This window comes from Roseateles chitinivorans (assembly GCF_050632145.1).
GTDB lineage: Bacteria > Pseudomonadota > Gammaproteobacteria > Burkholderiales > Burkholderiaceae_C > Roseateles > Roseateles chitinivorans_B.
In genome coordinates this window covers 5,478,194-5,501,750 of sequence record NZ_CP192577.1, presented here as the reverse complement: position 1 = coordinate 5,501,750, position 23,557 = coordinate 5,478,194, and the positions used below count along the sequence as shown (strand labels likewise).

24 protein-coding genes, 1 tRNA gene and 1 pseudogene are annotated in these 23,557 nt (G+C 66.6%); all 26 read left to right on the top strand.

What is annotated here, in order from left to right:
- The first annotated feature begins 107 nt into the window (after window positions 1–107).
- Complete coding sequence (locus ACQ86G_RS25305) at window positions 108–641, top strand: Fe-S cluster assembly transcription factor (RefSeq protein WP_067273486.1); 534 nt, start codon at window positions 108–110, stop codon at window positions 639–641.
- Between the two features lie 55 nt (window positions 642–696).
- Window positions 697–1,917 carry an IscS subfamily cysteine desulfurase gene (locus ACQ86G_RS25300; RefSeq protein ID WP_431257871.1) on the top strand — a complete coding sequence of 407 codons (1,221 nt, stop codon included), beginning with the start codon at window positions 697–699 and terminating at the stop codon, window positions 1,915–1,917.
- Between the two features lie 63 nt (window positions 1,918–1,980).
- Complete coding sequence (gene iscU / locus ACQ86G_RS25295; protein WP_088407462.1) at window positions 1,981–2,397, top strand: Fe-S cluster assembly scaffold IscU; 417 nt, start codon at window positions 1,981–1,983, stop codon at window positions 2,395–2,397.
- 8 nt (window positions 2,398–2,405) lie between these two features.
- Complete coding sequence (gene iscA, locus ACQ86G_RS25290) at window positions 2,406–2,729, top strand: iron-sulfur cluster assembly protein IscA (RefSeq protein WP_067282339.1); 324 nt, start codon at window positions 2,406–2,408, stop codon at window positions 2,727–2,729.
- Window positions 2,730–2,813: 84 nt separating this feature from the next.
- Complete coding sequence (hscB, locus tag ACQ86G_RS25285) at window positions 2,814–3,335, top strand: Fe-S protein assembly co-chaperone HscB (RefSeq protein ID WP_431257870.1); 522 nt, start codon at window positions 2,814–2,816, stop codon at window positions 3,333–3,335.
- A 64-nt stretch (window positions 3,336–3,399) separates the two neighbouring features.
- Window positions 3,400–5,268 carry a Fe-S protein assembly chaperone HscA gene (gene hscA / locus ACQ86G_RS25280; protein ID WP_431257869.1) on the top strand — a complete coding sequence of 623 codons (1,869 nt, stop codon included), beginning with the start codon at window positions 3,400–3,402 and terminating at the stop codon, window positions 5,266–5,268.
- Window positions 5,269–5,326: 58 nt separating this feature from the next.
- Complete coding sequence (fdx, locus tag ACQ86G_RS25275) at window positions 5,327–5,665, top strand: ISC system 2Fe-2S type ferredoxin (RefSeq protein ID WP_067273474.1); 339 nt, start codon at window positions 5,327–5,329, stop codon at window positions 5,663–5,665.
- A gap of 33 nt (window positions 5,666–5,698) precedes the next feature.
- A complete protein-coding gene (gene tsaD / locus ACQ86G_RS25270; RefSeq protein WP_431257868.1) occupies window positions 5,699–6,757 on the top strand; it encodes a tRNA (adenosine(37)-N6)-threonylcarbamoyltransferase complex transferase subunit TsaD in 1,059 nt (352 codons plus the stop codon).
- A gap of 71 nt (window positions 6,758–6,828) precedes the next feature.
- Window positions 6,829–8,046 (top strand): branched-chain amino acid ABC transporter substrate-binding protein, encoded by a 1,218-nt coding sequence (locus ACQ86G_RS25265; protein WP_431257867.1) that lies wholly within the window; start codon window positions 6,829–6,831, stop codon window positions 8,044–8,046.
- A gap of 186 nt (window positions 8,047–8,232) precedes the next feature.
- Window positions 8,233–8,501 (top strand): annotated as a pseudogene (gene rpsO / locus ACQ86G_RS25260) (30S ribosomal protein S15).
- Window positions 8,502–8,807: 306 nt separating this feature from the next.
- Window positions 8,808–10,946: a polyribonucleotide nucleotidyltransferase gene (gene pnp / locus ACQ86G_RS25255; RefSeq protein WP_431257866.1), complete on the top strand. Its 2,139-nt coding sequence runs from the start codon at window positions 8,808–8,810 to the stop codon at window positions 10,944–10,946.
- Window positions 10,947–10,983: 37 nt separating this feature from the next.
- On the top strand, window positions 10,984–11,970 hold the full coding sequence (locus tag ACQ86G_RS25250; protein ID WP_431257865.1) for an NAD(P)H-quinone oxidoreductase: 987 nt from the start codon (window positions 10,984–10,986) through the stop codon (window positions 11,968–11,970).
- Between the two features lie 48 nt (window positions 11,971–12,018).
- Window positions 12,019–12,759, top strand: a complete 741-nt coding sequence (gene tpiA, locus ACQ86G_RS25245) for a triose-phosphate isomerase (RefSeq protein WP_431257864.1) — start codon at window positions 12,019–12,021, stop codon at window positions 12,757–12,759.
- A gap of 34 nt (window positions 12,760–12,793) precedes the next feature.
- A complete protein-coding gene (gene secG, locus ACQ86G_RS25240) occupies window positions 12,794–13,186 on the top strand; it encodes a preprotein translocase subunit SecG (protein WP_088407454.1) in 393 nt (130 codons plus the stop codon).
- 134 nt (window positions 13,187–13,320) lie between these two features.
- Window positions 13,321–13,405: transfer RNA gene (locus ACQ86G_RS25235), tRNA-Leu, on the top strand.
- Window positions 13,406–13,693: 288 nt separating this feature from the next.
- Complete coding sequence (locus ACQ86G_RS25230) at window positions 13,694–14,053, top strand: NADH-quinone oxidoreductase subunit A (protein ID WP_088407453.1); 360 nt, start codon at window positions 13,694–13,696, stop codon at window positions 14,051–14,053.
- Window positions 14,054–14,234: 181 nt separating this feature from the next.
- Window positions 14,235–14,711 (top strand): NuoB/complex I 20 kDa subunit family protein, encoded by a 477-nt coding sequence (locus tag ACQ86G_RS25225; RefSeq protein ID WP_067067101.1) that lies wholly within the window; start codon window positions 14,235–14,237, stop codon window positions 14,709–14,711.
- A 20-nt stretch (window positions 14,712–14,731) separates the two neighbouring features.
- Window positions 14,732–15,328: an NADH-quinone oxidoreductase subunit C gene (locus ACQ86G_RS25220; RefSeq protein ID WP_431257863.1), complete on the top strand. Its 597-nt coding sequence runs from the start codon at window positions 14,732–14,734 to the stop codon at window positions 15,326–15,328.
- A 2-nt stretch (window positions 15,329–15,330) separates the two neighbouring features.
- Complete coding sequence (locus ACQ86G_RS25215) at window positions 15,331–16,587, top strand: NADH-quinone oxidoreductase subunit D (RefSeq protein ID WP_431257862.1); 1,257 nt, start codon at window positions 15,331–15,333, stop codon at window positions 16,585–16,587.
- Window positions 16,588–16,598: 11 nt separating this feature from the next.
- The gene (gene nuoE / locus ACQ86G_RS25210; protein WP_231993274.1) at window positions 16,599–17,129 is read left to right on the top strand and encodes an NADH-quinone oxidoreductase subunit NuoE; all 531 of its coding nucleotides are present in this window, start codon (window positions 16,599–16,601) and stop codon (window positions 17,127–17,129) included.
- A 12-nt stretch (window positions 17,130–17,141) separates the two neighbouring features.
- The gene (nuoF, locus tag ACQ86G_RS25205) at window positions 17,142–18,539 is read left to right on the top strand and encodes an NADH-quinone oxidoreductase subunit NuoF (protein WP_431046739.1); all 1,398 of its coding nucleotides are present in this window, start codon (window positions 17,142–17,144) and stop codon (window positions 18,537–18,539) included.
- Between the two features lie 21 nt (window positions 18,540–18,560).
- Window positions 18,561–20,897, top strand: a complete 2,337-nt coding sequence (gene nuoG, locus ACQ86G_RS25200; RefSeq protein WP_431257861.1) for an NADH-quinone oxidoreductase subunit NuoG — start codon at window positions 18,561–18,563, stop codon at window positions 20,895–20,897.
- A gap of 13 nt (window positions 20,898–20,910) precedes the next feature.
- Complete coding sequence (nuoH, locus tag ACQ86G_RS25195; RefSeq protein ID WP_431257860.1) at window positions 20,911–22,008, top strand: NADH-quinone oxidoreductase subunit NuoH; 1,098 nt, start codon at window positions 20,911–20,913, stop codon at window positions 22,006–22,008.
- 15 nt (window positions 22,009–22,023) lie between these two features.
- Window positions 22,024–22,506: an NADH-quinone oxidoreductase subunit NuoI gene (nuoI, locus tag ACQ86G_RS25190; protein WP_431257859.1), complete on the top strand. Its 483-nt coding sequence runs from the start codon at window positions 22,024–22,026 to the stop codon at window positions 22,504–22,506.
- A 79-nt stretch (window positions 22,507–22,585) separates the two neighbouring features.
- Complete coding sequence (locus ACQ86G_RS25185; protein WP_431257858.1) at window positions 22,586–23,227, top strand: NADH-quinone oxidoreductase subunit J; 642 nt, start codon at window positions 22,586–22,588, stop codon at window positions 23,225–23,227.
- Window positions 23,227–23,538, top strand: a complete 312-nt coding sequence (nuoK, locus tag ACQ86G_RS25180) for an NADH-quinone oxidoreductase subunit NuoK (protein WP_067273420.1) — start codon at window positions 23,227–23,229, stop codon at window positions 23,536–23,538. Before ACQ86G_RS25185 ends, nuoK begins: the two co-directional genes overlap by 1 nt.
- Window positions 23,539–23,557: the final 19 nt, after the last annotated feature.

The window sequence follows — 23,557 nt, the reverse complement described above, 5'->3', positions numbered from 1 at the left end:
TGGTCGGACTTAGCCGGGGTTAACCCTGCTCCGTGAGTCGACCCGGCGTCAGCCGAGCCGCCGCCTCCATGTCCTGTAGCCCGACAAGGGCGCCAAGGAGAAGTTCGATGCGTCTCACCACCAAAGGTCGTTTTGCCGTCACCGCGATGATCGATCTGGCCCTGCGCGAAAACGGCGGGCCCGTCGCGCTGGCGGCGATCAGCCAGCGCCAGCAGATCTCGTTGTCCTACCTCGAACAGCTGTTCGGCAAGCTCCGCCGCCACCAACTGGTCGAATCCACCCGCGGTCCCGGCGGCGGCTATTCGCTGGGCCGGCGCTCCGATGAGATCACCGTCGCCGACATCATCGTCGCCGTCGACGAACCCATCGACGCCACCGGCTGCGGCGGCAAGGAAAACTGCATGGGCGACGACACCGGCCGCTGCATCACGCACGACCTGTGGACGGCGCTCAACAACAAGATGATCGAGTACCTCGACTCGGTCACGCTGCGTAAGCTCGTCGACGACCAGCTCGCCAAGGGCGTCACCGTCGAGGAAGCGCCGATCAAGCGCGCCATCTCGAGCACCCCCGTCGTCAAGCCCATCCGCATCACCGCGCCGAACTCCGTGTTCGCGCTCGGCAATGCGATGAGCAAGTGATTCCGGCCCTCCGGTCCACGTCAACCATTCAGTAGTCGACAAGAAGAACGTTCCCATGGACATGACCCCGCACTTCCCCATCTACATGGACTACGGCGCCACCACGCCGGTGGACCCGCGCGTCGTCGACGCGATGATTCCGTGGTTGCGCGAGCACTTCGGCAATCCGGCGTCGCGCAGTCACGCGTGGGGCTGGGAAGCGGAAGAAGCCGTGGAGAAGGCGCGCGTGGAAGTCGCCAAGCTGATCGGCGCGGATCCGCGCGAGATCGTCTGGACCTCCGGCGCGACCGAGTCGAACAACCTCGCCATCAAGGGCGCGGCCAACTTCTACCAGTCGCGCGGCAAGCATCTGATCACGATCAAGACCGAGCACAAGGCCGTGCTCGACACGACGCGTGAACTGGAGCGCCAGGGCTTCGAAGTCACCTACCTCGACGTCAAGGAAGACGGCCTGATCGACCTGGACGTGCTGAAGGCGGCCATCCGCCCCGACACGATCCTGATCTCGGTGATGTTCGTGAACAACGAGATCGGCGTGATCCAGGACATCCCGACCATCGGCGCCCTGTGCCGCGAGAAGGGCATCGTCTTCCACGTCGACGCTGCGCAGGCCACCGGCAAGGTCGAGATCGACCTGACCACGCTGCCCGTCGACCTGATGAGCCTGGCTTCGCACAAGTCCTACGGCCCCAAGGGCATCGGCGCCCTGTACGTGCGTCGCAAGCCGCGCGTGCGCCTGGAAGCGCAGATGCACGGCGGCGGTCACGAGCGCGGCCTGCGTTCGGGCACGCTGCCGACGCACCAGATCGTCGGCATGGGCGAAGCCTTCCGCATCGCCCGCGAGGAGATGGCCACCGAGCTGCCCCGCATCAAGGCGCTGCAGCAGCGTCTGCTGGACGGCCTGAAGGACATCGAGCAGGTGTTCCTGAACGGCGACCTGACCCGCCGCGTGCCCCACAACGTCAACGCCTCGTTCAACTACGTCGAGGGCGAGTCGCTGATCATGGGCATCAAGGGCATCGCCGTGTCGTCGGGCTCGGCCTGCACGTCCGCGAGCCTGGAACCGAGCTACGTGCTGCGCGCCCTGGGTCGCAGCGACGAGCTGGCGCATTCCTCGCTGCGCATGACGATCGGCCGCTTCACGACCGAAGAGGAGATCGACTACGCCGTCTCGCTGCTGAAGGACCGGGTCGCCAAGCTGCGCGAACTGTCCCCGCTGTGGGACATGTACAAGGAAGGCGTCGACATCAGCACCATCCAGTGGGCGGCGCATTGAGCGTCCGCTGACGGCGAAACGAACGACGCAGTTCATCAAGACAAAGTTGTTGGAGAACACGACATGGCATACAGCGACAAGGTCATCGACCACTACGAGAATCCCCGCAACGTGGGCGGCTTCGACAAGGGCGACGAGTCCGTCGGCACCGGCATGGTCGGCGCGCCGGCCTGCGGCGACGTGATGAAGCTCCAGATCAAGGTCAATCCCGCGACCGGCCTGATCGAGGACGCCAAGTTCAAGACCTACGGCTGCGGCTCGGCGATCGCGTCGAGCTCGCTGGTCACCGAGTGGGTCAAGGGCAAGACGCTGGACCAGGCGCTGTCCATCAAGAACAACCAGATCGCGGAAGAGCTGGCCCTGCCGCCGGTGAAGATCCACTGCTCGATCCTGGCGGAAGACGCGATCAAGGCCGCGGTGGACGACTACCGCGCCAAGCACGGTCAGAACGCCGACGCAGGCGCGACCGCGACGGCCTGAGGTCCATGATGTCCGTCACCCTGACCGAAGCCGCGGCGCGGCACGTCACGCGCTACATCGCCAAGCGCGGTCGTGGCGTGGGCGTGCGCCTGGGCGTGAAGACCACCGGCTGCTCGGGCCTGGCCTACAAGCTGGAGTACGCCGACGAGGTGGCCCCCGAGGACGTGATCTTCGAAGGCCATGGCGTGAAGGTGCTGATCGACCCGAAGAGCCTGCCGTACCTGGACGGCACCGAGCTGGACTTCGTCCGCGAAGGCCTGAACGAGGGCTTCAAGTTCCGCAACCCGCGTGAGAAGGACCGCTGCGGCTGCGGCGAATCCTTCCGCGTCTGAGTTCGCAAGCGAGAGAAGGCGCGGCCACGGTGCCGCGCTTTTTTGTTCGTGCGATTGATTCGGCTTCGCGCCGAGCGTGAGTTCATGAAACTCGACGACGACGACTTCATCCTCTTCGGACTGCCGCAGCGCTTCGCGCAGGACGGCGCCGAGATCGCCGAGCGCTGGAAGGCGCTCGCGGCGAAGGTGCATCCGGACCGCTTCGCCGCCGACGGCGCGGCGTCGCAGCGCCTGGCGATGCAATGGGCGCTGCGCGTCAACGAGGCGCATCAGCGCCTGCGCGATCCGCTCAAGCGCGCGTCCTACCTCTGCGAGTTGCGCGGCGCGCCTATCCAGGCCAACGAGAACACCCGGATGCCCGCGGCGTTCCTGATGGAGCAGATGGAGTGGCGTGAATCGCTCGACGAGGCGAAGACGCCCGACGCGATCCTCGCCATCGACAAGCAGGTCGCGGACCGAGAGCGCGCGCTGCTGGCCCAGGCCGGTCATCAGCTCGACGACGAGGACAACGCTGCTGGCGCCGCCGAATCGGTGCGCGCGCTGATGTTCCTGACGCGTTTCCGCTCGGACATCGATCATCGGCTCGACACGCTCGAGCATTCCTGAGGCCGGAACGACCACGAGCGCCCAGGATCGCCTCATCGACATCCGAAGAACAAGACAACACACCATGGCCCTGCTGCAAATCTCCGAACCTGGCGCGTCGCCCGATCCCCATCAGCGCCGCATCGCTGTGGGCATCGATCTCGGCACGACGCATTCGCTGGTGGCGTCGGTGCGCCACGGCGTCGCCGAGTGCCTGCCGGACGACCAGGGTCGCGTGATCCTGCCGTCGGCCGTTCGCGTGATGCCGGAAGGCCGCCGCCAGTTCGGCTACGACGCGCTCGCCGCGCAGGCCGAGGATCCGGAGAACACCATCGTCTCGGTGAAGCGCTTCATGGGCCGCCGCCTCGACGACATCGCCAACCGCGACAAGCTCCCGTACCGCTTCGAGGACACGCCGGGCATGCTGAGCGTGCTCACGCGTGAAGGCCTCAAATCGCCGGTCGAGATCAGCGCGGAGATCCTCGCCACGCTGCGCCAGCGCGCCGAGGACACCTTCAACGACGACCTGTTCGGCGCCGTCATCACGGTACCCGCTTACTTCGACGACGCGCAGCGCCAGGCGACCAAGGACGCGGCGCAGCTCGCGGGCCTGAACGTGCTGCGCCTGATCAATGAGCCCACCGCCGCCGCGATCGCCTACGGGCTCGACACCGGCAACGAAGGTCTCTACGCCGTCTACGACCTGGGCGGTGGCACCTTCGACATCTCGCTGCTGCGCCTGACGAAAGGCGTCTTCGAAGTCGTCGCCACCGGCGGCGATGCGCAGCTCGGCGGCGACGACTTCGATCGCCTGCTGGCCGACTGGGCACTGGCGCAGGCGGGTCTGAACGTGAGCAGCGCGGCGGACAAGCGTCGTGTGCTGGTCGCTGCGCGCAAAGCCAAGGAAGCGTTGACCGATCAGGAGTGTGTGACGCTGAGCGCCGCGCTCGACGCCGGCGCGCTGAACGTCGAGGTCTCGCGCGGCCAGTTCGACGAACTGGCCCAGCCACTGGTCAACAAGACGCTGCTGGCTGTGCGCCGCGTGCTGCGCGATGCAAAGGTCGCCGCGGATGAGGTGCAGGGCACGGTGATGGTCGGCGGCTCCACGCGCATGCCGATCGTGCGCCGCGTCGTCGGCGAGCTGTTCGGCCGCGAAGTCCTGACCGATCTGAATCCCGATGAAGTCGTCGCGCTGGGCGCCTCCGTGCAGGCCAATCAACTGGCCGGCAACAGCTCGGACGGCGAGATCCTGCTGCTGGACGTTATCCCGCTGTCGCTGGGTCTGGAGACCATGGGCGGCCTGGTCGAGCGCATCATCGAGCGCAACGCCACCATCCCCGTGGCGAAGGCGCAGGACTTCACCACCTTCAAGGATGGCCAGACCGCGCTGGCGGTGCACGTGCTGCAGGGCGAGCGCGAGCTGGTGAGCGAATGCCGCTCGCTGGCGCGCTTCGAGCTGCGCGGCATCCCGCCGATGGTGGCGGGTGCCGCCCGCATCCGCGTGACCTTCCAGGTCGACGCCGACGGCCTGCTGAGCGTCTCCGCGCGCGAGCTGGGCTCGGGCGTCGAAGCGGCGGTGCAGGTCAAGCCAAGCTACGGCCTGTCCGACGACCAGATCGCGACGATGCTGCGCGAGGGCTTCGCCAGCGCCGAGGGTGACATGGTCGCCCGCAAGCTGCGCGAAGCGCGCGTCGACGCCGAGCGGATGATCCTCGCGACCCAGTCCGCGCTGCGCGCCGACGGCGACCTGCTCGGCGACGCCGAGCGCGCCGAGATCGCCGCGCTGCAGACGGACCTGCTCGCGAAGGCGCAGGCCGACGACGCGGTCGCGGATGCCGACGCGATCACCGCCGCGGTCGAGGCGCTGGCCAAGGGCACCGAAGCCTTCGCCGCCGCGCGCATGAACCGCGGCATCCAGCAGGCCCTCACCGGCCTCAGCATCGACCAGGTCTGACCGCAAGCCGACGCCCAGCCGACAGAGCGCCGCCCGCCAGCCTCAAGGACACCTCCCCATGCCCGTCATCAAGATCCTTCCCCATCCCGAATACGCGCCGGAAGGCAAGTCGATCGAAGCCCCCTCCGGCACGACGATCTGCGAGGCGATGCTCGACAACCACATCGACATCGAGCACGCCTGCGACCAGGTCTGCGCCTGCACGACCTGCCATGTGATCGTGCGCGAGGGCTTCGCCTCGCTGTCCGAGATGGAAGAGAACGAGGAAGACATGCTGGACCGCGCCTGGGGCCTGGAGCCCAACTCGCGCCTGTCCTGCCAGGCCATCCTGTCCAACAAGGATGTGACGGTCGAGATCCCCAAGTACTCGATCAACCACGCCAAAGAAAACCATTGAGCCTTCGCCCTGCGAAGCGGAACGACTGATCCCATGCGCGTCCTCGGCATCGAATCCTCCTGCGACGAAACCGGCGTGGCGCTGGTCGACGCGTCCGGCGACGGCGTGCCGACGCTGCTCGCGCATGCGCTGCACAGCCAGATCACGATGCACCAGGCCTACGGCGGCGTGGTGCCCGAGCTGGCCTCGCGCGACCACATCCGCCGCGTGCTGCCGCTGACCCGCGAAGTGCTCGCGGGCGCCGGGCTGTCGCTGGCGGATGTCGACGTCGTCGCCTACACGCAGGGGCCGGGTCTTGCCGGCGCGCTGCTGGTGGGCGCGGGCGTCGCCGCGTCGCTTGGCGCCGCGCTGGATCGGCCGGTGATGGGCATCCATCACCTCGAGGGACATCTCCTGTCGCCGTTCCTCTCGGCGGATCCGCCGGAGTTCCCCTTCGTCGCGCTGCTGGTGTCCGGTGGGCACACGCAGCTGATGCGTGTCGACGACGTCGGCAGCTACGAGTTGCTCGGCGAGACCATCGACGACGCCGCCGGCGAAGCCTTCGACAAGTCGGCCAAGCTGCTCGGCCTGCCGTATCCCGGCGGCCCGCATCTGTCGAAGCTGGCGGAGCAGGGGAATCCGGAGGCCTTCGCGTTGCCGCGCCCGCTCATGCACAGCGGCAAGCCGGACTTCAGCTTCGCCGGTCTGAAGACGGCGGTGCTGACGCAGGTCCGCAAGCTCGAAGCACAACCCGGTGGCATCACCGAGGCGCAGCGCGCCGATCTCGCCGCATCGACGCAGGCAGCGATCGTCGAGGTGCTGGTCAAGAAGGCGCTGCTGGCGCTCAAGGAGACCGGCCTGAAGCGTCTGGTCGTGGCGGGCGGCGTCGGCGCCAACAAGCGTCTGCGCGAGCAGCTGGATGCGGCCTGCGAGAAGCGCCGCGTGCGCGTCCACTATCCCGAGCTGCATCTGTGCACGGACAACGGCGCGATGATCGCGCTCGCGGCCGGCCTGCGCCTGCAGCGCGACATGGCCAACCTGACGCGCGGCGGCGGCTTCGAGGTCAAGCCGCGCTGGGATCTGTCGCAACTCGCCAGCCCGGCCCAGCTGTGAAACGTTGGGCGAGGAGGGCGGCGATCGCATTGGCCGCCGCGGCGCTTGCGCTGGCCGGTCTGGCCGGCGCGATGGCAGCCGCTCCTGCCGATCCGATCCGACTCGGCTTGATCGAGGGCCTCTCCGGCCCGCTCGGGAACGGTGGCGAGGCCGTGTTCCGCAACCTCATCTGGGCGACCGAGCGTGTCAACGCACGCGGCGGCGTGAAGCTGCCGGGCGGCGCGCGCCGGCTGGAGATCGTCCGTTTCGACAGCAAGGGTTCGGTGGAGGAGTCGCTGTCGATACTGCGTTCGGCGACGGACCAGCGCATTCCGGTGGTCCTCCAGGGCAACAGCTCCGCCGTGGCGAGCGCACTGATCGGCGCGCTCGAGCGCCACAACGCCCGCGAGCCCGACCGTCGCGCGCTGTTCCTCAACTACGCGGCCGTCGATCCGGCGCTGACCGGCGCGCAGTGCAGCTTCTGGCACTTCCGTTTCGATGCCCACACCGACATGCGCCTGGCGGCGCTGGTCGAGGTGATCGCCCAGGACAAGAGCCTCAAGCGCCTCTACCTGATCGGCCAGGACTACAGCTTTGGCCAGCACCTGCGCGAGCAGGCGAGGGCGATGCTGGCCGAGCGCCGCCCCGATCTGCAGATCGTCGGCGACGAACTCCACCCGCTCGGCCGCGTGAAGGACTTTCTCCCCTACGCGACCAAGATCCGCAGCAGCGGCGCCCAGGCGGTGCTCACCGGCAACTGGGGCAACGACCTGACGCTGCTGATCAAGGCGGCCAAGGACATCGGGCTCGACGCGCGCTTCTACACCTTCTACGGCAATGCGCTGGGTGTGCCCGGCGTGCTGGGCGAGGCGGGCGTCGACCGCGTGCTGGCGGTGGCCGAGTGGCACCCGAACGTCGGCACCGCGGACTCGGAGCGCTTCTATGCGGCGTTCCGCCAGCGTTTCCCGAAGCCGGAGCACGACTATCTCCATGCGCGGATGCAACTGATGATCGAGATGCTGGTCGCCGCGATGGAGAAGGCCGGCAGCACGGACCCGAAGGCGGTCGCGCTGGCGCTGGAGGGCCTGAAGCTCGACGGCCGGCCGCTCGGCGTCGCGCACCAGGGCTGGATGCGGCCCGCGGACCACCAGCTCCAGCAGCCGCTGTACGTCAGCGTCATGCGCCGCGCCGGGGAGGCTGGGACGCCGCACGACAACGAAGGCTCCGGATACGGCTTCCGGACGACGCGTTTCCTCGATGCCGCGCAGGCGGAGCAGCCCTCCCGCTGCCGGATGAGGCGTCAATACTAAGTTGTAGTAATTGCGGCTATACTCCCCGGCTGTCCTGCCAGGTTCCTCCTGGAGACGGCAATCAGCACGACACGGGTCGGTTTCACCTGTGATCGCAAGTCAAACCTCGGAAACCGTCTGCGCACTTGACGCCTTCACTGGCATGCCGGCGGACCTTCCGAATCATTCCGGAACAAGGAACGCATCATGTCCAGCTTCGACCAAAACAAGGCCGAGATCGTCAAGGCCAACGCGCGCAGCGCCAACGACACCGGCTCGCCGGAAGTGCAAGTGGCCCTGCTGACCGCGCGCATCAACGAACTGACCCCCACTTCAAGCTGCACGCCAAGGACCACCACGGCCGTCGCGGTCTGCTGAAGATGGTCAACGCGCGCAAGAGCCTGCTGTCCTACCTGAAGAAGAAGGACGCCGACCGTTACACCGCCCTGATCCAGAAGCTGGGTCTGCGCAAGTAATCGGCGCATGAAAGCAAAGAGCCTGATTGGTCTGACTCCAACAGGCTCTTTGTCGTTTCTGCGTGCTTTCAGCGTGCTGTCGGCCGGAGTGTTCCGGCAGGCGGCCCGACCGGTCAGCGGACCGGTCACACAACGGAGTTGAACTGACGTGGCGCCGATGTGTCATTCCAAAGCGTTTGCAAGGCGTTCGCCGGCAGCAGCCGGGACCCGCAGCCGCTCTGGAATGGCATCCCGCCAAACCCAGTTTCACTCCCGGTCCTTGTGCCGCACCGTGAGCGGCGCATCCCTGAACTGAGGAGAACTCGAATGAGCATGTTCAACAAGGTCGTGAAGACCTTCCAATGGGGCCAACATCAAGTCGTGATGGAGACCGGCGAGATCGCCCGTCAATCCTCCGGCGCCGTGCTGGTGAACATCGAGGACACCGTGGTGCTGGCGACCGTCGTCGCCAAGTCCTCCCCGAAGGCGGGCCAGGACTTCTTCCCGCTGACCGTCGACTACATCGAGAAGACCTACGCCGCCGGCAAGATCCCCGGCAGCTTCTTCAAGCGTGAAGGCCGTCCGAGCGAACTCGAGACCCTGACCTCGCGCCTGATCGACCGCCCGATCCGCCCGCTGTTCCCGGAAGGCTTCTTCAACGAAGTCCAGGTCGTGGTCCACACGGTGTCGCTGAACCCTGAAGTCCAGGCCGACATCGCCGCCCTGATCGCCACCAGCGCCGCGCTGGCCATCTCCGGCATCCCGTTCAACGGCCCGATCGGCGCCGCCCGCGTGGGCTACGTCAACGGCGAGTACGTGCTGAACCCGGGCAAGACCCAGCTGCTCGACTCCAAGCTGGACCTGGTCGTCGCCGGTACCGAGGCCGCCGTGCTGATGGTCGAGTCCGAAGCCGACCAGCTCAGCGAAGACATCATGCTGGGCGCCGTGACCTTCGGTCACGACCAGGGCAAGACCGCCATCGCCGCGATCAACGAACTGGTCCGCGACGCCGGCAAGCCGTCCTGGAACTGGGTCGCCCCGGCCAAGGATGAAGCCTTCATCGCCAAGGTCACGGCCCTGGCTGAAGAAGAGCTGCGCGCCGCCTACCAGATCCGTTCGAAGCAGGCCCGCACCGAAGCCTGCCGCTCGGCCTACTCGAAGGTCAAGGCCGCCCTGACGGCCGAAGGCACCGAGTTCGACGGCGTGGAAGTCGACGGCCTGCTGTTCGAGATCGAAGCCCGCATCGTGCGCGGCCAGATCCTGGCCGGCGAGCCGCGCATCGACGGCCGCGACACCCGCACCGTCCGCGCCATCGAGATCCGCAACGGCGTGCTGCCGCGCGCCCACGGCTCGTCGCTGTTCACCCGCGGCGAAACGCAGGCGCTGGTCGCCGCGACGCTGGGCACCGACCGCGACGCGCAGACCATCGACGCGCTGGCCGGCGAGTACTCCGAGCGCTTCATGCTGCACTACAACATGCCCCCGTTCGCCACCGGCGAAACCGGTCGCGTGGGCAGCCCCAAGCGCCGCGAAATCGGCCACGGCCGTCTGGCCAAGCGCGCGCTCGTCGCCGTGCTGCCGACCAAGGAAGACTTCCCGTACTCGATCCGCGTCGTCTCGGAAATCACCGAGTCCAACGGCTCCTCGTCGATGGCGTCGGTCTGCGGCGGCTGCCTGTCGCTGCTGGACGCCGGCGTGCCGCTGAAGGCGCACGTCGCCGGCATCGCCATGGGCCTGATCAAGGACGCCAACCGCTTCGCCGTGCTGACCGACATCCTGGGCGATGAAGATCACCTGGGCGACATGGACTTCAAGGTGGCCGGCACGACCTCGGGCATCACCGCGCTGCAGATGGACATCAAGATCCAGGGCATCACCAAGGAGATCATGCAGGTCGCCCTGGCGCAAGCCAAGGAAGCCCGCCTGCACATCCTCGAAGCCATGGTCGGCGCGCAAGGCGCGGCCAACACCGAGATCTCGCAGTTCGCGCCGCGTCTGTACACGATGAAGATCAATCCGGAGAAGATCCGTGACGTGATCGGCAAGGGCGGCGCGACCATCCGCGCGCTGACCGAAGAGACCGGCACGCAGATCGACATCGGCGAAGACGGCACGATCACGATCGCGTCGACCGACGGCGCCAAGGCCGAGATCGCCAAGAAGCGCATCGCCGAGATCACCGCGGAAGCCGAGATCGGCAAGGTCTACGAAGGCCCGGTCACCAAGATCCTGGACTTCGGCGCGCTGGTCAACATCCTGCCCGGCAAGGACGGCCTGCTGCACATCAGCCAGATCGCGCACCAGCGCGTCGAGAAGGTCACCGACTTCCTGAGCGAAGGTCAGATCGTCAAGGTCAAGGTGCTCGAGACCGACGAGAAGGGCCGCATCAAGCTGTCGATGAAGGCGCTGCTGGACCGCGACGCTCCGGCGCCGCACCACGGCCACGGCGAAGGCTCGGGCGAGTAATCGTCCTGCCCTCCGGCACCTCGCGTCACCTCGCGCTATGCAAGCGATCGCCATCACCCAGCCCGGCGGACCGGAGGTCCTGCAGCTGGTCGAGCGTGCCGACCCCGTCGCCGGGGTTGGCGAATGCTTGATCCGCGTGCAGGCCTACGGCATCAATCGCCCGGACGTGCTGCAGCGCAAGGGCGCGTATCCGGCGCCGGCCGGTGCCAGCGATCTTCCAGGTCTGGAAGTCGCGGGCACGGTCGAGTCGGGTGACGCTCAGGCGTTGGCCGCCGCTGGTCTGAAGGTCGGCGACGCGGTCTGCGCGCTGGTGGCGGGTGGCGGTTATGCCGAGCTCTGCGTCGCGCCGGTGGCTCAGTGCCTGCCGGTGCCCGCGGGCTGGAGCATGGCAGAGGCGGCGAGCCTGCCGGAAACCTTCTTCACCGTCTGGAGCAACGTCTTCGAACGCGCCCGCCTGCAGCCCGGCGAAAGCCTGCTGATCCATGGCGGCAGCAGCGGCATCGGCGTGACGGCGATCCAGCTGGCGAAGGCGCTGGGCTCGACGGTGCTGGTCACCGTCGGCAACGCGGACAAGGCAAAGGCCTGCCTCGCGCTCGGCGCCGACGTCGCGATCAACTATCGCGACCAGGACTTCGTCGAGGAAGTGAAGATGGCCACGAACGGTCGCGGCGTCGACGTGATCCTGGACATGGTCGCCGGCAGCTATGTCGCGCGCAACGTGTTGTGCCTGGCTGATGACGGCCGTGCCGTGATCATCGCGGTGCAGGGCGGCGTGAAGGCGGAATTCGATGCGGGTCAGGTCTTGCGCCGCCGGCTGACGATCACCGGTTCCACGCTGCGTCCGCGTCCGATCGCCTTCAAGGCCGGCATCGCCCGCGCGCTGCGCGAGCGCGTGTGGCCGCTGCTCGAGTCGCGGGCGATCTCGCCGGTGATCTTCAGGCAATTGCCCGCGTCGGAAGCCGCCGCGGCGCATGCGCTGATGGAATCGGGCGGGCACGTCGGCAAGATCGTGCTGAGCTGGTGAGCGGTCCGCTCATCCGCAGGATTTTTCGGATTCAAGGGAGTTGATCTGATGCGCAAGAAACTGGTGGTCGGCAACTGGAAGATGCACGGCACCCGTGCGTCCAACGCCGTGCTGCTGGCGGGCCTCAAGGAGGCGGGTCCGTGGAACGCCCAGGTCGCCGTGTGCGTGCCGTTCCCGTACATCACGGACACGGCGCTCGGGCTGACCGGCACGCAGGTCGCCTATGGCTCGCAGGACGTTTCGACGCACGAGCAGGGCGCCTACACCGGTGAGGTGTCGTCGGCCATGCTGGCGGATCTGGGTTGCCGCTACGCGATCGTCGGCCACTCGGAGCGTCGCGCGTACCACACCGAAAGCGATCAGCTGGTCGCCGACAAGGCCAAGGCCGCGCTGGCGCACGGTGTCACGCCGATCGTCTGCGTCGGCGAGACGCTGGCCGAACGCGAAGCGGGTCGCACCGAGGAAATCGTCAAGCGCCAGCTCGCGGCGGTCATCCACACGCTGACGCACTGCATCGGCGAGATCGTGGTGGCCTACGAGCCGGTGTGGGCGATCGGCACGGGTCTGACGGCCACGCCGGAGCAGGCCCAGCAGGTCCATGCGCTGCTGCGCCAGCAGCTGCGCGCGGCCACGCAGAAGGCCGATCAGATGCAGGTCCTGTACGGCGGCAGCGTCAAGCCCGACAACGCCCCCCAACTGTTTGCGCAGCCGGACATCGACGGCGGCCTCATCGGAGGCGCCGCGCTGAAGGCGGTTGATTTCGCGGCGATCTGCCGCGCTGCCGGCTGAAGTCCGGCGTTCAAGGTTCCTGGAGAAAATAGCAATGCAAGTGATGATGAATTTGGTGCTGGTGCTGCAACTGATTGCAGCCCTGGCAATGATCGGCCTGGTGCTGGTGCAGCACGGCAAGGGCGCCGACATGGGTGCGTCGTTCGGCAGCGGTGCCTCGGGCTCGCTGTTCGGCGCGACCGGCAGCGCGAACTTCCTGTCGCGCTCGACGGCCGTCGCGGCGACGATCTTCTTCGTGTCGACGCTGGCGCTGGCCTACATGGGCAGCCACCGCGAAGGCGGCATCGGTTCGGGTCCGTCGGCGGGCGAGCAACTGCTCGAACGCGCGGCCGTGCCGTCGGCGCCGGCCTCGGCCGCGGTGCTGCCTGGTGCCTCGATCGCTCCCCAAGCCGCGCCTTCGGCCGCTGCTTCCGGCGCGTCGAACTGACAGGGCTGGGCGGCAAGCGCAAGCACCTCGACAAAATTGCTTTGGTTTCCTTTTGGAGCTTGAAAAGCACTATAGAATTCGAGGCTGTCTGAAGCGCAAACCGTCAAGACAAGATCACTGAAAGGTGATCACAAGCCGACGTGGTGAAATTGGTAGACACGCTATCTTGAGGGGGTAGTGGCGAAAGCTGTGCGAGTTCGAGTCTCGCCGTCGGCACCAGAATAAATCGGCCTGCCATGGTCTTCGCGATCTAGCCGGAAAGCCGGATCGAAAGCGATCAAGCAGGTTGAGGACTCGGGAAATTCCAGCGCACAACAGGTGTGCGAATTTCCAGAGGACAAGGCGGGCGCGGTCCGTGAGCGATTGGATAATCGCTGGCGGCGCGCCCGTTGCTTTGCCGAATCGTTGGTCGGCCCCGGCCCGCCAATCTTCGGTGACACGTCGGGAAATGGTGTTGCCGCTCAAGGTCGGCAGTATCTAATCCCGGCCATACAACGAGAGCAAGTCGTGAGCCTGGAACAATACCTGCCCGTCATCCTTTTCATCCTGGTCGGTTGCGGAGTGGGTATCGCTCCGCAAGTGCTGGGCTTCCTGGCGGGCCCGCGTCGCCCTGACGCGGCTAAGAACAGCCCCTACGAATGCGGCTTCGAGGCCTTCGAGGACGCGCGCATGAAGTTCGACGTGCGCTACTACCTCGTCGCCATCCTCTTCATCCTTTTCGATCTGGAAATCGCCTTCCTGTTCCCGTGGGCGGTCTCGCTGCGCGAGATCGGTCCGACGGGCTTCTGGGCGATGATGATCTTCCTGGGCATCCTGGTCGTGGGCTTCGCCTACGAATGGAAGAAGGGCGCGCTCGACTGGGAGTGACGACCGACGGCGGATCCGCGATGACGCGCCGGATCCGTGAACGCATCAGGACACGGCGCCCGTTCAGGGCGCGTGTCCGTTAGGGAAGAGCAACGCGTCAACGCGGCGTTAGTGTGGCCATCACGCAGCGACCGCCGTCCGACGTGCCTTCTCCGCTGATCTCGAAAGATGGGAATTCGATATGGGTAACGAAGGCGTATTGAAGGAAGGCTTCATGACCACCCAGCTGGACAAGCTGGTGAACTGGTCCAAGACCGGTTCGTTGTGGCCGATGACCTTCGGTCTCGCCTGCTGCGCGGTCGAGATGATGCATGCGGGCGCCGCCCGCTACGACATCGACCGTTTCGGCATGCTGTTCCGTCCCAGCCCGCGCCAGTCCGATCTGATGATCGTGGCCGGTACGCTGTGCAACAAGATGGCGCCGGCGCTGCGCAAGGTCTACGACCAGATGGCCGAACCGCGCTGGGTGCTCTCGATGGGCAGCTGCGCCAACGGCGGCGGCTACTACCACTACAGCTATTCGGTGGTCCGCGGCTGTGACCGCATCGTCCCGGTCGACGTCTACGTCCCGGGCTGTCCGCCGACCGCCGAGGCACTGCTCTACGGCATCCTGCAGCTGCAGGCCAAGATCCGCCGCGAGAACACCATCGCTCGCTGAGCAGAAGCAGGCAGACCCCCATGACCATCAAACTCGACACCCTGCAGGCGGCCCTGCACAGCGTGCTGGGCGACCAGATCGTCGCGTTCAAGCGCGAGCTGGGTGAAATCACGATCACCGTCGCGGCCAAGGACTACTTCAACGTCGCCAAGCTGCTGCGCGACCACTCGGAGCTGCGCTTCGAGCAGCTGATCGACCTGTGCGGCGTGGACTACTCCGACTACAAGGACGGCGCCTACGAAGGCGCGCGTTTCGCGGTCGTCTCGCACCTGCTGTCGATCAACAAGAACTGGCGCCTGCGCGTCAAGGTCTTCGCGCCGGAAGACGACTTCCCGTCGGTCGCCGCCGTGACGCCGATCTGGAACGCCGCCAACTGGTTCGAGCGCGAAGCGTTCGACATGTACGGGATCATCTTCGAAGGCCATGAAGACCTTCGTCGCATCCTGACCGACTACGGTTTCATCGGCCACCCGATGCGCAAGGACTTCCCGGTGACGGGCCATGTCGAGATGCGTTACGACCCCGAGCAGAAGCGCGTGATCTACCAGCCGGTGACCATCGAGCCGCGCGAGATCACGCCGCGCGTGATCCGCGAAGACAACTACGGGGGCCTGTGAGCATGCCAGCCGAAATCAAGAACTACACCCTGAACTTCGGACCCCAGCATCCGGCCGCGCACGGCGTGCTGCGCCTGGTGCTGGAGCTGGACGGGGAAGTGATCCAGCGCGCCGACCCGCACATCGGCCTGCTGCATCGCGGCACCGAGAAGCTGGCCGAGACCAAGACCTTCATCCAGTCACTGCCCTACATGGACCGCCTCGACTACGTGTCGATGATGTCCAACGAGCACGCGTACTGCCTGGCCATCGAGAAGATGCTCGGCCTGGAAGTGCCGGAGCGCGCGCAGTACATCCGCGTGATGTTCGGCGAGCTGACCCGCATCCTGAACCACCTGCTCTGGCTGGGCGCGCACGGCATCGACTGCGGCGCGATGAACATCCTCATCTACTGCTTCCGCGAGCGTGAGGACATTTTCGACATGTACGAGGCGGTCTCGGGCGCGCGCATGCACGCGGCCTATTTCCGTCCGGGCGGCGTGTACCGCGACCTGCCGGACTCGATGCCGCAGTACAAGGTCAGCAAGATCAAGAACCAGAAGGCCATCGACAAGCTCAACGAGAACCGCCAGGGCTCGCTGCTGGACTTCATCGAGGACTTCTGCAACCGCTTCCCGGCCAACGTCGACGATTACGAGACGCTGCTGACCGACAACCGCATCTGGAAGCAGCGCACGGTGGGCATCGGCGTCGTGACGCCCGAGCGCGCGCTCAACCTGGGCCTGACCGGCCCGATGCTGCGCGGCTCCGGCATCGCGTGGGACACGCGCAAGACGCAGCCCTACGACGTCTACGGCAAGATGGACTTCGACATCCCGGTCGGCACCAACGGCGACACCTACGACCGCTACTGCGTGCGCGTCGAGGAGATGCGCCAGTCCAACCGCATCGTCCAGCAGTGCGTGAAGTGGCTGAAGGCCAACCCGGGTCCGGTCATCACCGACAACCACAAGGTCGCTCCCCCGAGCCGTGTGGCGATGAAGACCAGCATGGAAGAGCTGATCCACCACTTCAAGCTGTTCACCGAAGGCTTCCGCGTCCCCGAGGGCGAGGCCTACGCATCGGTCGAACACCCGAAGGGCGAGTTCGGCATCTACCTGATCAGCGACGGCGCCAACAAGCCGTACCGGCTGAAGATCCGCGCGCCGGGTTATTCGCACCTGGCGGCGCTGGACGAGATGGCCCGCGGACACATGATTGCCGACGCGGTGGCCGTGATCGGCACGATGGACATCGTGTTCGGTGAAATTGACCGTTGAGTGGTGACCGCATGAGCAGCACTGAAATTGTGAGCACCGGGTTCGTGTTGAGCGAGGCCACCGCGGCCCGCTTCGCGCGCGAAGTCGCGAAGTACCCGGCCGAGCAGGCGCAGTCGGCCGTGATGGCCTGTCTGTCCATCGTCCAGCAGGAGCAAGGCTTCGTGTCCCGCGAGGCCGAGGACGCGATCGCGCAGTACCTCGGCATGCCGGCGATCGCCGTCTACGAGGTCACGACCTTCTACAACATGTACAACCAGCGCAAGCTGGGCCTGTTCAAGCTGAACGTCTGCACCAACCTGCCGTGCCAGCTGCGCGACGGCCAGAAGGCGCTGGACCACCTGTGCTCGAAGCTGGGTGTCGAGGCCGGCGGCACGACCGCCGACGGCGTCTTCACCGTGCAGCAGAGCGAGTGCCTGGGTGCTTGCGCCGACTCGCCGGTGATGCTGGTGAACGACCGCCAGATGCTGAGCTTCATGAGCGCCGAACGTCTCGATGAGCTGGTGGATGCGCTGAGAGCGCACCATGCGGCCAACAAGAACTGAGGGACCTGGACGATGACCAACATCGCGAACATCGACCTCTCGAAGTGGCAGGCCACCGGCAAGGAAACCTGCTTCCACGACCGCAACATCACCCCGCAGATCTACGCGGGCCTCGATGGCAAGAACTGGTCGCTGAAGGACTACGAAGCGCGCGGCGGCTACCAGGCCCTGCGCAAGATCCTCGCCCAGGGCGAGGGTCAGGGCATGACCTCCGACCAGGTCATCGCCGAAGTGAAGGCCTCCGGCCTGCGCGGCCGCGGCGGCGCGGGTTTCCCGACCGGGCTGAAGTGGAGCTTCATGCCGCGCCAGTTCCCGGGTGCGAAGTACCTGGTCTGCAACAGCGACGAGGGTGAGCCCGGGACCTGCAAGGACCGCGACATCCTGATGTTCAACCCGCACATCGTCATCGAAGGCATGGCGATCGCGGCGTTCGCGATGGGCATCAAGGTTGGCTACAACTACATCCACGGCGAGATCTTCGAGGTGTACGAACGCTTCGAAGCCGCGCTGGAAGAGGCCCGCGCGGCCGGCTACCTGGGCGACAACATCCTGGGCAGCAACTTCAGCTTCCAGCTGCACGGCCACCACGGCTTCGGCGCCTACATCTGCGGCGAGGAAACCGCGCTGCTGGAATCGCTCGAAGGCAAGAAGGGCCAGCCGCGCTTCAAGCCGCCGTTCCCGGCCTCGTTCGGCCTGTACGGCAAGCCGACGACCATCAACAACACCGAGACCTTCGCGGCGGTGCCCTGGATCATCCGCAACGGCGGCCAGGCCTACCTCGAAGTCGGCAAGCCCAACAACGGCGGCACCAAGATCTTCTCGATCTCCGGCGACGTCGAGCGTCCGGGCAACTACGAGATCCCGCTGGGCACCTCGTTCGAGAAGCTGCTGGAGCTCGCCGGCGGCGTGCGCGGCGGCCGCAAGCTCAAGGCGGTCATCCCCGGCGGCTCGTCCGCCCCGGTGCTGCCGGCCGACGTCATGATGCAGTGCACGATGGACTATGACTCCATCGCCAAGAACGGCTCCATGCTGGGCTCGGGCGCGGTCATCGTGATGGACGAGACCCGCTGCATGGTCACCAGCCTGCTGCGCCTGTCCTACTTCTACGCGCACGAGTCCTGCGGCCAGTGCACGCCCTGCCGCGAAGGCACGGGCTGGATGCACCGCGTGATCGAGCGCATCGCCCACGGCAAGGGCCGCGTCGAGGACATCGACCTGCTGAACTCCGTGGCCGACAACATCCAGGGCCGCACCATCTGCGCGCTGGGCGACGCCGCGGCGATGCCGGTGCGCGCGATGCTCAAGCACTTCAAGGGCGAGTTCATCGCGATGATCGAACAGGCCCAGCAGAACAAGGCGCCTGCCGCGTCGTCCCCGTCCGCCACGGCGAAGTCGCCGGCGCACGCCTGATCGGAGCCGCTGAGAAGAACTATGGTTGAAATCGAACTCGACGGCCAGAAGGTCGAAGTGCCCGAAGGCAGCATGGTGATGCATGCCGCCGAGAAGGCCGGCGCGTACATCCCGCACTTCTGCTATCACAAGAAGCTGAGCATCGCGGCCAACTGCCGCATGTGCCTGGTGGACGTGGAGAAGGCGCCCAAGCCGCTGCCCGCCTGCGCCACGCCGGTGACGCAGGGCATGATCGTGCGCACCAAGAGCGAGAAAGCCATCAAGGCCCAGCAGGGCGTGATGGAGTTCCTGCTGATCAATCACCCGCTGGACTGCCCCATCTGCGACCAGGGCGGCGAATGCCAGCTGCAGGACCTGGCCGTCGGTTACGGCGCCAGCGCCTCGCGCTACTCGGAAGAGAAGCGCGTGGTGTTCCACAAGAACGTCGGCCCGCTGATCTCGATGGAAGAGATGAGCCGCTGCATCCACTGCACGCGCTGCGTCCGCTTCGGCCAGGAGATCTCCGGCGTGATGGAGCTGGGCATGGCGCACCGCGGCGAGCACAGCGAGATCCAGACCTTCGTCGGCCGCACCGTGGACTCGGAGCTGTCGGGCAACATGATCGACATCTGCCCGGTGGGCGCGCTGACCAGCAAGCCCTTCCGCTACAGCGCCCGCACCTGGGAACTGTCGCGTCGCAAGAGCGTCAGCCCGCATGACTCGACCGGTGCGAACCTGATCGTCCAGGTCAAGAACAACGAAGTGATGCGCGTCGTCCCGCTGGAGAACGAAGCCGTCAACGAGTGCTGGATCGCCGACCGCGACCGCTTCTCCTACGAAGCGCTGAACGGCGACGAACGCCTGACCACGCCGATGCTGAAGCAGGGCGGCGAGTGGAAGTCCGTCGACTGGACCACCGCGCTCGAATACGTCGCCAACGGCCTCAAGCAGGTCAAGACGGAGAAGGGCGGCGCCTCCATCGCCGCGCTGGGCTCCGAGCACAGCACCGTCGAGGAACTGCACCTGCTGGCGCAACTGGTGCGCGGCCTGGGCAGCGAGAACATCGACACGCAGCTGCGCGTCGTCGACCCGGCGCTGCGCGCCGCGGACGGCAAGGCGCTGTGGCTGGGCACCGCGATCGCATCGCTGTCGCAGCTGGACCGCGCCTTCGTCGTCGGCTCGTCGCTGCGCAAGGACCACCCGCTGTTCGCGCAACGCCTGCGCCAGGCCGCCCGCCGCGGCGCGCAGGTCGTGTCGCTGGCCGGCTCGGTCGAAGACTGGAAGATGCCGGTCGCCGCCGCGATCACCGCCGCCCCGTCGGCCTGGGTCGCTGAACTGGCCAACGTCGCCGCCGCCATCGGCGCCGCCAAGGGCGTCAGCGCCCCGGTGCAAGGCAACGCCACCGACGCCGCCAAGGCGATCGCCGACACGCTGCTGTCGGGCGAGCGCAAGGCCGTGCTGATCGGCAACGCCGCGATCCAGCACCCGCAAGCCGCGACGCTGCTGTCGCTGGCGAACTGGATCGGCGAGCAGACCGGCGCCACCGTCGGTGTGCTGTCGGCCGCCGCGAACAGCGTCGGCGCGCAGCTCGTCAACGCGCGTCCGGGGCAGGGCGGTCGCACGGCAGCCCAGCTGCTGAACGACCAGCCCGCCAAGGCGCTGCTGCTGCTCAACACCGATCCGGTGCTGGACGGCGCGAACGCCGCCGCCGCGAAGAAGGCGATCAACGCGGCCGAGATGGTCGTCGTGCTGACCCCGTTCAAGACCGGCCCGGTGGTCGAGTTCGCCGACGTGCTGCTGCCGACGGCCCCGTTCACCGAGACCTCGGGCAGCTTCGTCAACGCGGAAGGCCGCCTGCAGAGCTTCGTCGGCGTGGCCAAGGCCCGCGGCGAGACCCGTCCGGGCTGGAAGATCCTGCGCGTGCTGGGCAACCTGCTGAGCCTGCAGGGCTTCGACTTCGACAGCTCCGAGCAGGTCCGCACCGCGGCGCTGGGCTCGTCGCTGGACCTGGCGAACCGCCTGGGCAACACGGTGTCGGCGCAGTCCGTTTCCGCTGCTGCGCCGGCGCAAGGCCTGGAACGCCTGACGACGGTGCCGATCTACGCCACCGACGCGCTGGTGCGTCGCGCCACCTCGCTGCAACTGACCCGCGACGGTCGTGACGCGGCGATCGCGTCGCTGCCGCAGGCGCTGTGGACCGAACTCGGCCTGACCGAGAAGGGTGCGCAGGTGCGCGTGTCGCAGGACGGCGGCGAGGCCGTGCTGGCCGCGCAGCTGGACGCATCGCTGCCGGCGACCGTGGTGCGCATCCCCGCCGGCATCCCCGAGACCGCCGCGCTGGGCGCGTTCACCGGCGCGATCGCCGTGACCAAGGCCTGAGGACGAGACGACCATGGAAAACTTCTATAACGCCGGCGCCTCGCTGCTGGGAGGTGTGGTCTGGCCGGTGGTCTGGAGCGTGCTCAAGATCGTCGCCGTGCTGCTGCCGCTGCTGGGCTGCGTCGCCTACCTGACGCTGTGGGAACGCAAGGCCATCGGCTGGTCGCAGATCCGTCCGGGTCCGAACCGCGTGGGTCCGATGGGCCTGCTGACCCCGATCGCCGACGCCGTGAAGCTGATCTTCAAGGAGATCATCATCCCGAGCGCGGCCAACAAGAACCTGTTCTTCCTCGGCCCGATCATGACGATCATGCCGGCGCTGGCGGCCTGGGCGGTGGTGCCCTTCGGTCCTGGCGTCGCGATCGCCGACGTCAACGCCGGCCTGCTGTTCCTGATGGCCATCACCTCGCTCGAGGTCTACGGCGTGATCATCGCGGGCTGGGCCTCGAACTCGAAGTACGCCTTCCTGGGCGCGCTGCGCGCCTCCGCGCAGATGGTCTCGTACGAGATCGCGATGGGCTTCTGCCTGGTCGTCGTGCTGATGGTGACGGGCTCGATGAACGTCAGCGCCATCGTGATGAGCCAGGAGCAGGGCTGGTTCGCGTCGCACGGCGTGAACATCCTGTCGTGGAACTGGCTGCCGCTGCTGCCGATCTTCATCGTGTACTTCATCTCCGGCCTGGCCGAGACGAACCGCCATCCCTTCGACGTCGTCGAAGGCGAATCGGAAATCGTGGCCGGTCACATGATCGAGTACTCCGGCATGTCGTTCGCGATGTTCTTCCTGGCCGAGTACGCCAACATGATCCTGGTGTCGGCGCTGGCGGTGCTGATGTTCCTGGGCGGCTGGTCGGCCCCGGTGTCCTGGAGCCTGTTCGGCATGGAGACCCCGGCCTTCATCCAGCAGACCATGGGCCTGTGGAACTGGGTCTGGCTGTTCCTGAAGACCTTCTTCGTCGTGACCTGCTTCCTGTGGGTGCGTGCCACGTTCCCGCGCTACCGCTATGACCAGATCATGCGTCTGGGCTGGAAGATCTTCATCCCCATCACGCTGATCTGGCTGGTGGTCGTGGGTCTGTGGATCCAGTCGCCGTTCAATATCTGGAAGTAAGCCGAGGTACCCGCTGTGATCAAGGACCTAGTCAAGAGCTTCATGCTCACCGAGCTGCTGAAGGGCATGGCCCTCACCGGCCGGCATTTCCTCTCGAAGAACATCACGGTGCAGTTCCCGGAAGAGAAGACCCCGCTGTCTCCTCGCTTCCGCGGTCTGCACGCGCTGCGCCGGTACGAGAACGGTGAAGAGCGCTGCATCGCCTGCAAGCTGTGCGAGGCCGTGTGCCCCGCCATGGCGATCACGATCGAGTCCGACGTGCGCGAAGACGGCTCGCGCCGCACGACGCGCTACGACATCGACCTGACCAAGTGCATCTTCTGCGGCTTCTGCGAAGAGAGCTGCCCGGTCGACTCCATCGTCGAGACCGACATCTTCGAATACCACGGCGAGAAGCGCGGCGACCTGTACTTCACCAAGGAGATGCTCCTGGCGGTGGGGGACCGGTACGAGCCGCAGATCGCAGCCAGCAAGGAGGCCGACGCCAAGTACCGCTGACCGGTCCGGCGGTCTGCTCCACCTCGCCGCCAGGGGAGGGGAGAGGACCGCGACCGGCGGCCTGCTTGCAGGACATCGCATGGATATCACTACCGCGCTCTTCTACGTTTTCTCGGCCGTGCTGCTGGGCTCCGCGATCCGTGTCATCACGGCCAAGAGCACCGTGCACTCGGCCCTGTTCCTGATCCTGTCCTTCTTCAGCGCCTCCTGCCTGTGGATGCTGCTGAAGGCCGAGTTCCTGGCCATCACGCTGGTGCTGGTCTACATCGGCGCCGTGATGGTGCTGTTCCTGTTCGTCGTGATGATGCTGGACTTCGAGTCCACCGCCGTGCGCGAGAACATCTGGAAGCACCTCCCGGTGGCCAGCCTCGTCGGCGCGGTCATCGCGCTGGAGATCGCGGCCGTGCTGATGGGCGGTTTCCGCGGCGTCGAGAACGCCCCGGAGATCCCCAACATGGCGCAGCTGGGCAACACCAAGCTGCTGGGCATCGAGATCTACACCAACTACCTGTTCCCGGTGCAGATCGCCGCGGTGCTGCTGCTGGTGGGGATCATCGCGGCGATCGCGCTGACGCTGCGCGGCCGCAAGGACTCGCGCCACCAGGACCCGTCGCAGCAGGTGCGCGTGAAGAAGGCGGACCGCCTGCGCATCGTCAAGGTCGCCCCGACCGTCGAAGCGCCGTCGCTGCCGGCGGCTGACAAGAACGAAGGAGCCGCGTGATGGGTGCGCTGAGCCTGAACCACTTCCTGATCCTGGGCGCGTTCCTGTTCGCGCTGTCGGTGATCGGCATCTTCCTGAACCGCAAGAACCTGATCGTGCTGCTGATGGCCATCGAGCTGATGCTGCTGGCGGTCAACATGAACTTCGTGGCGTTCTCGCACTACCTGGGCGACATGGCCGGCCAGGTGTTCGTGTTCTTCATCCTCACCGTGGCGGCCGCCGAGTCGGCCATCGGCCTGGCGATCCTGGTCGTGCTGTTCCGCAACCGCAGCAGCATCGACGTGGAAGAGCTGGACGCCCTCAAGGGCTGACGAGGGAAGCGAGAAAAAC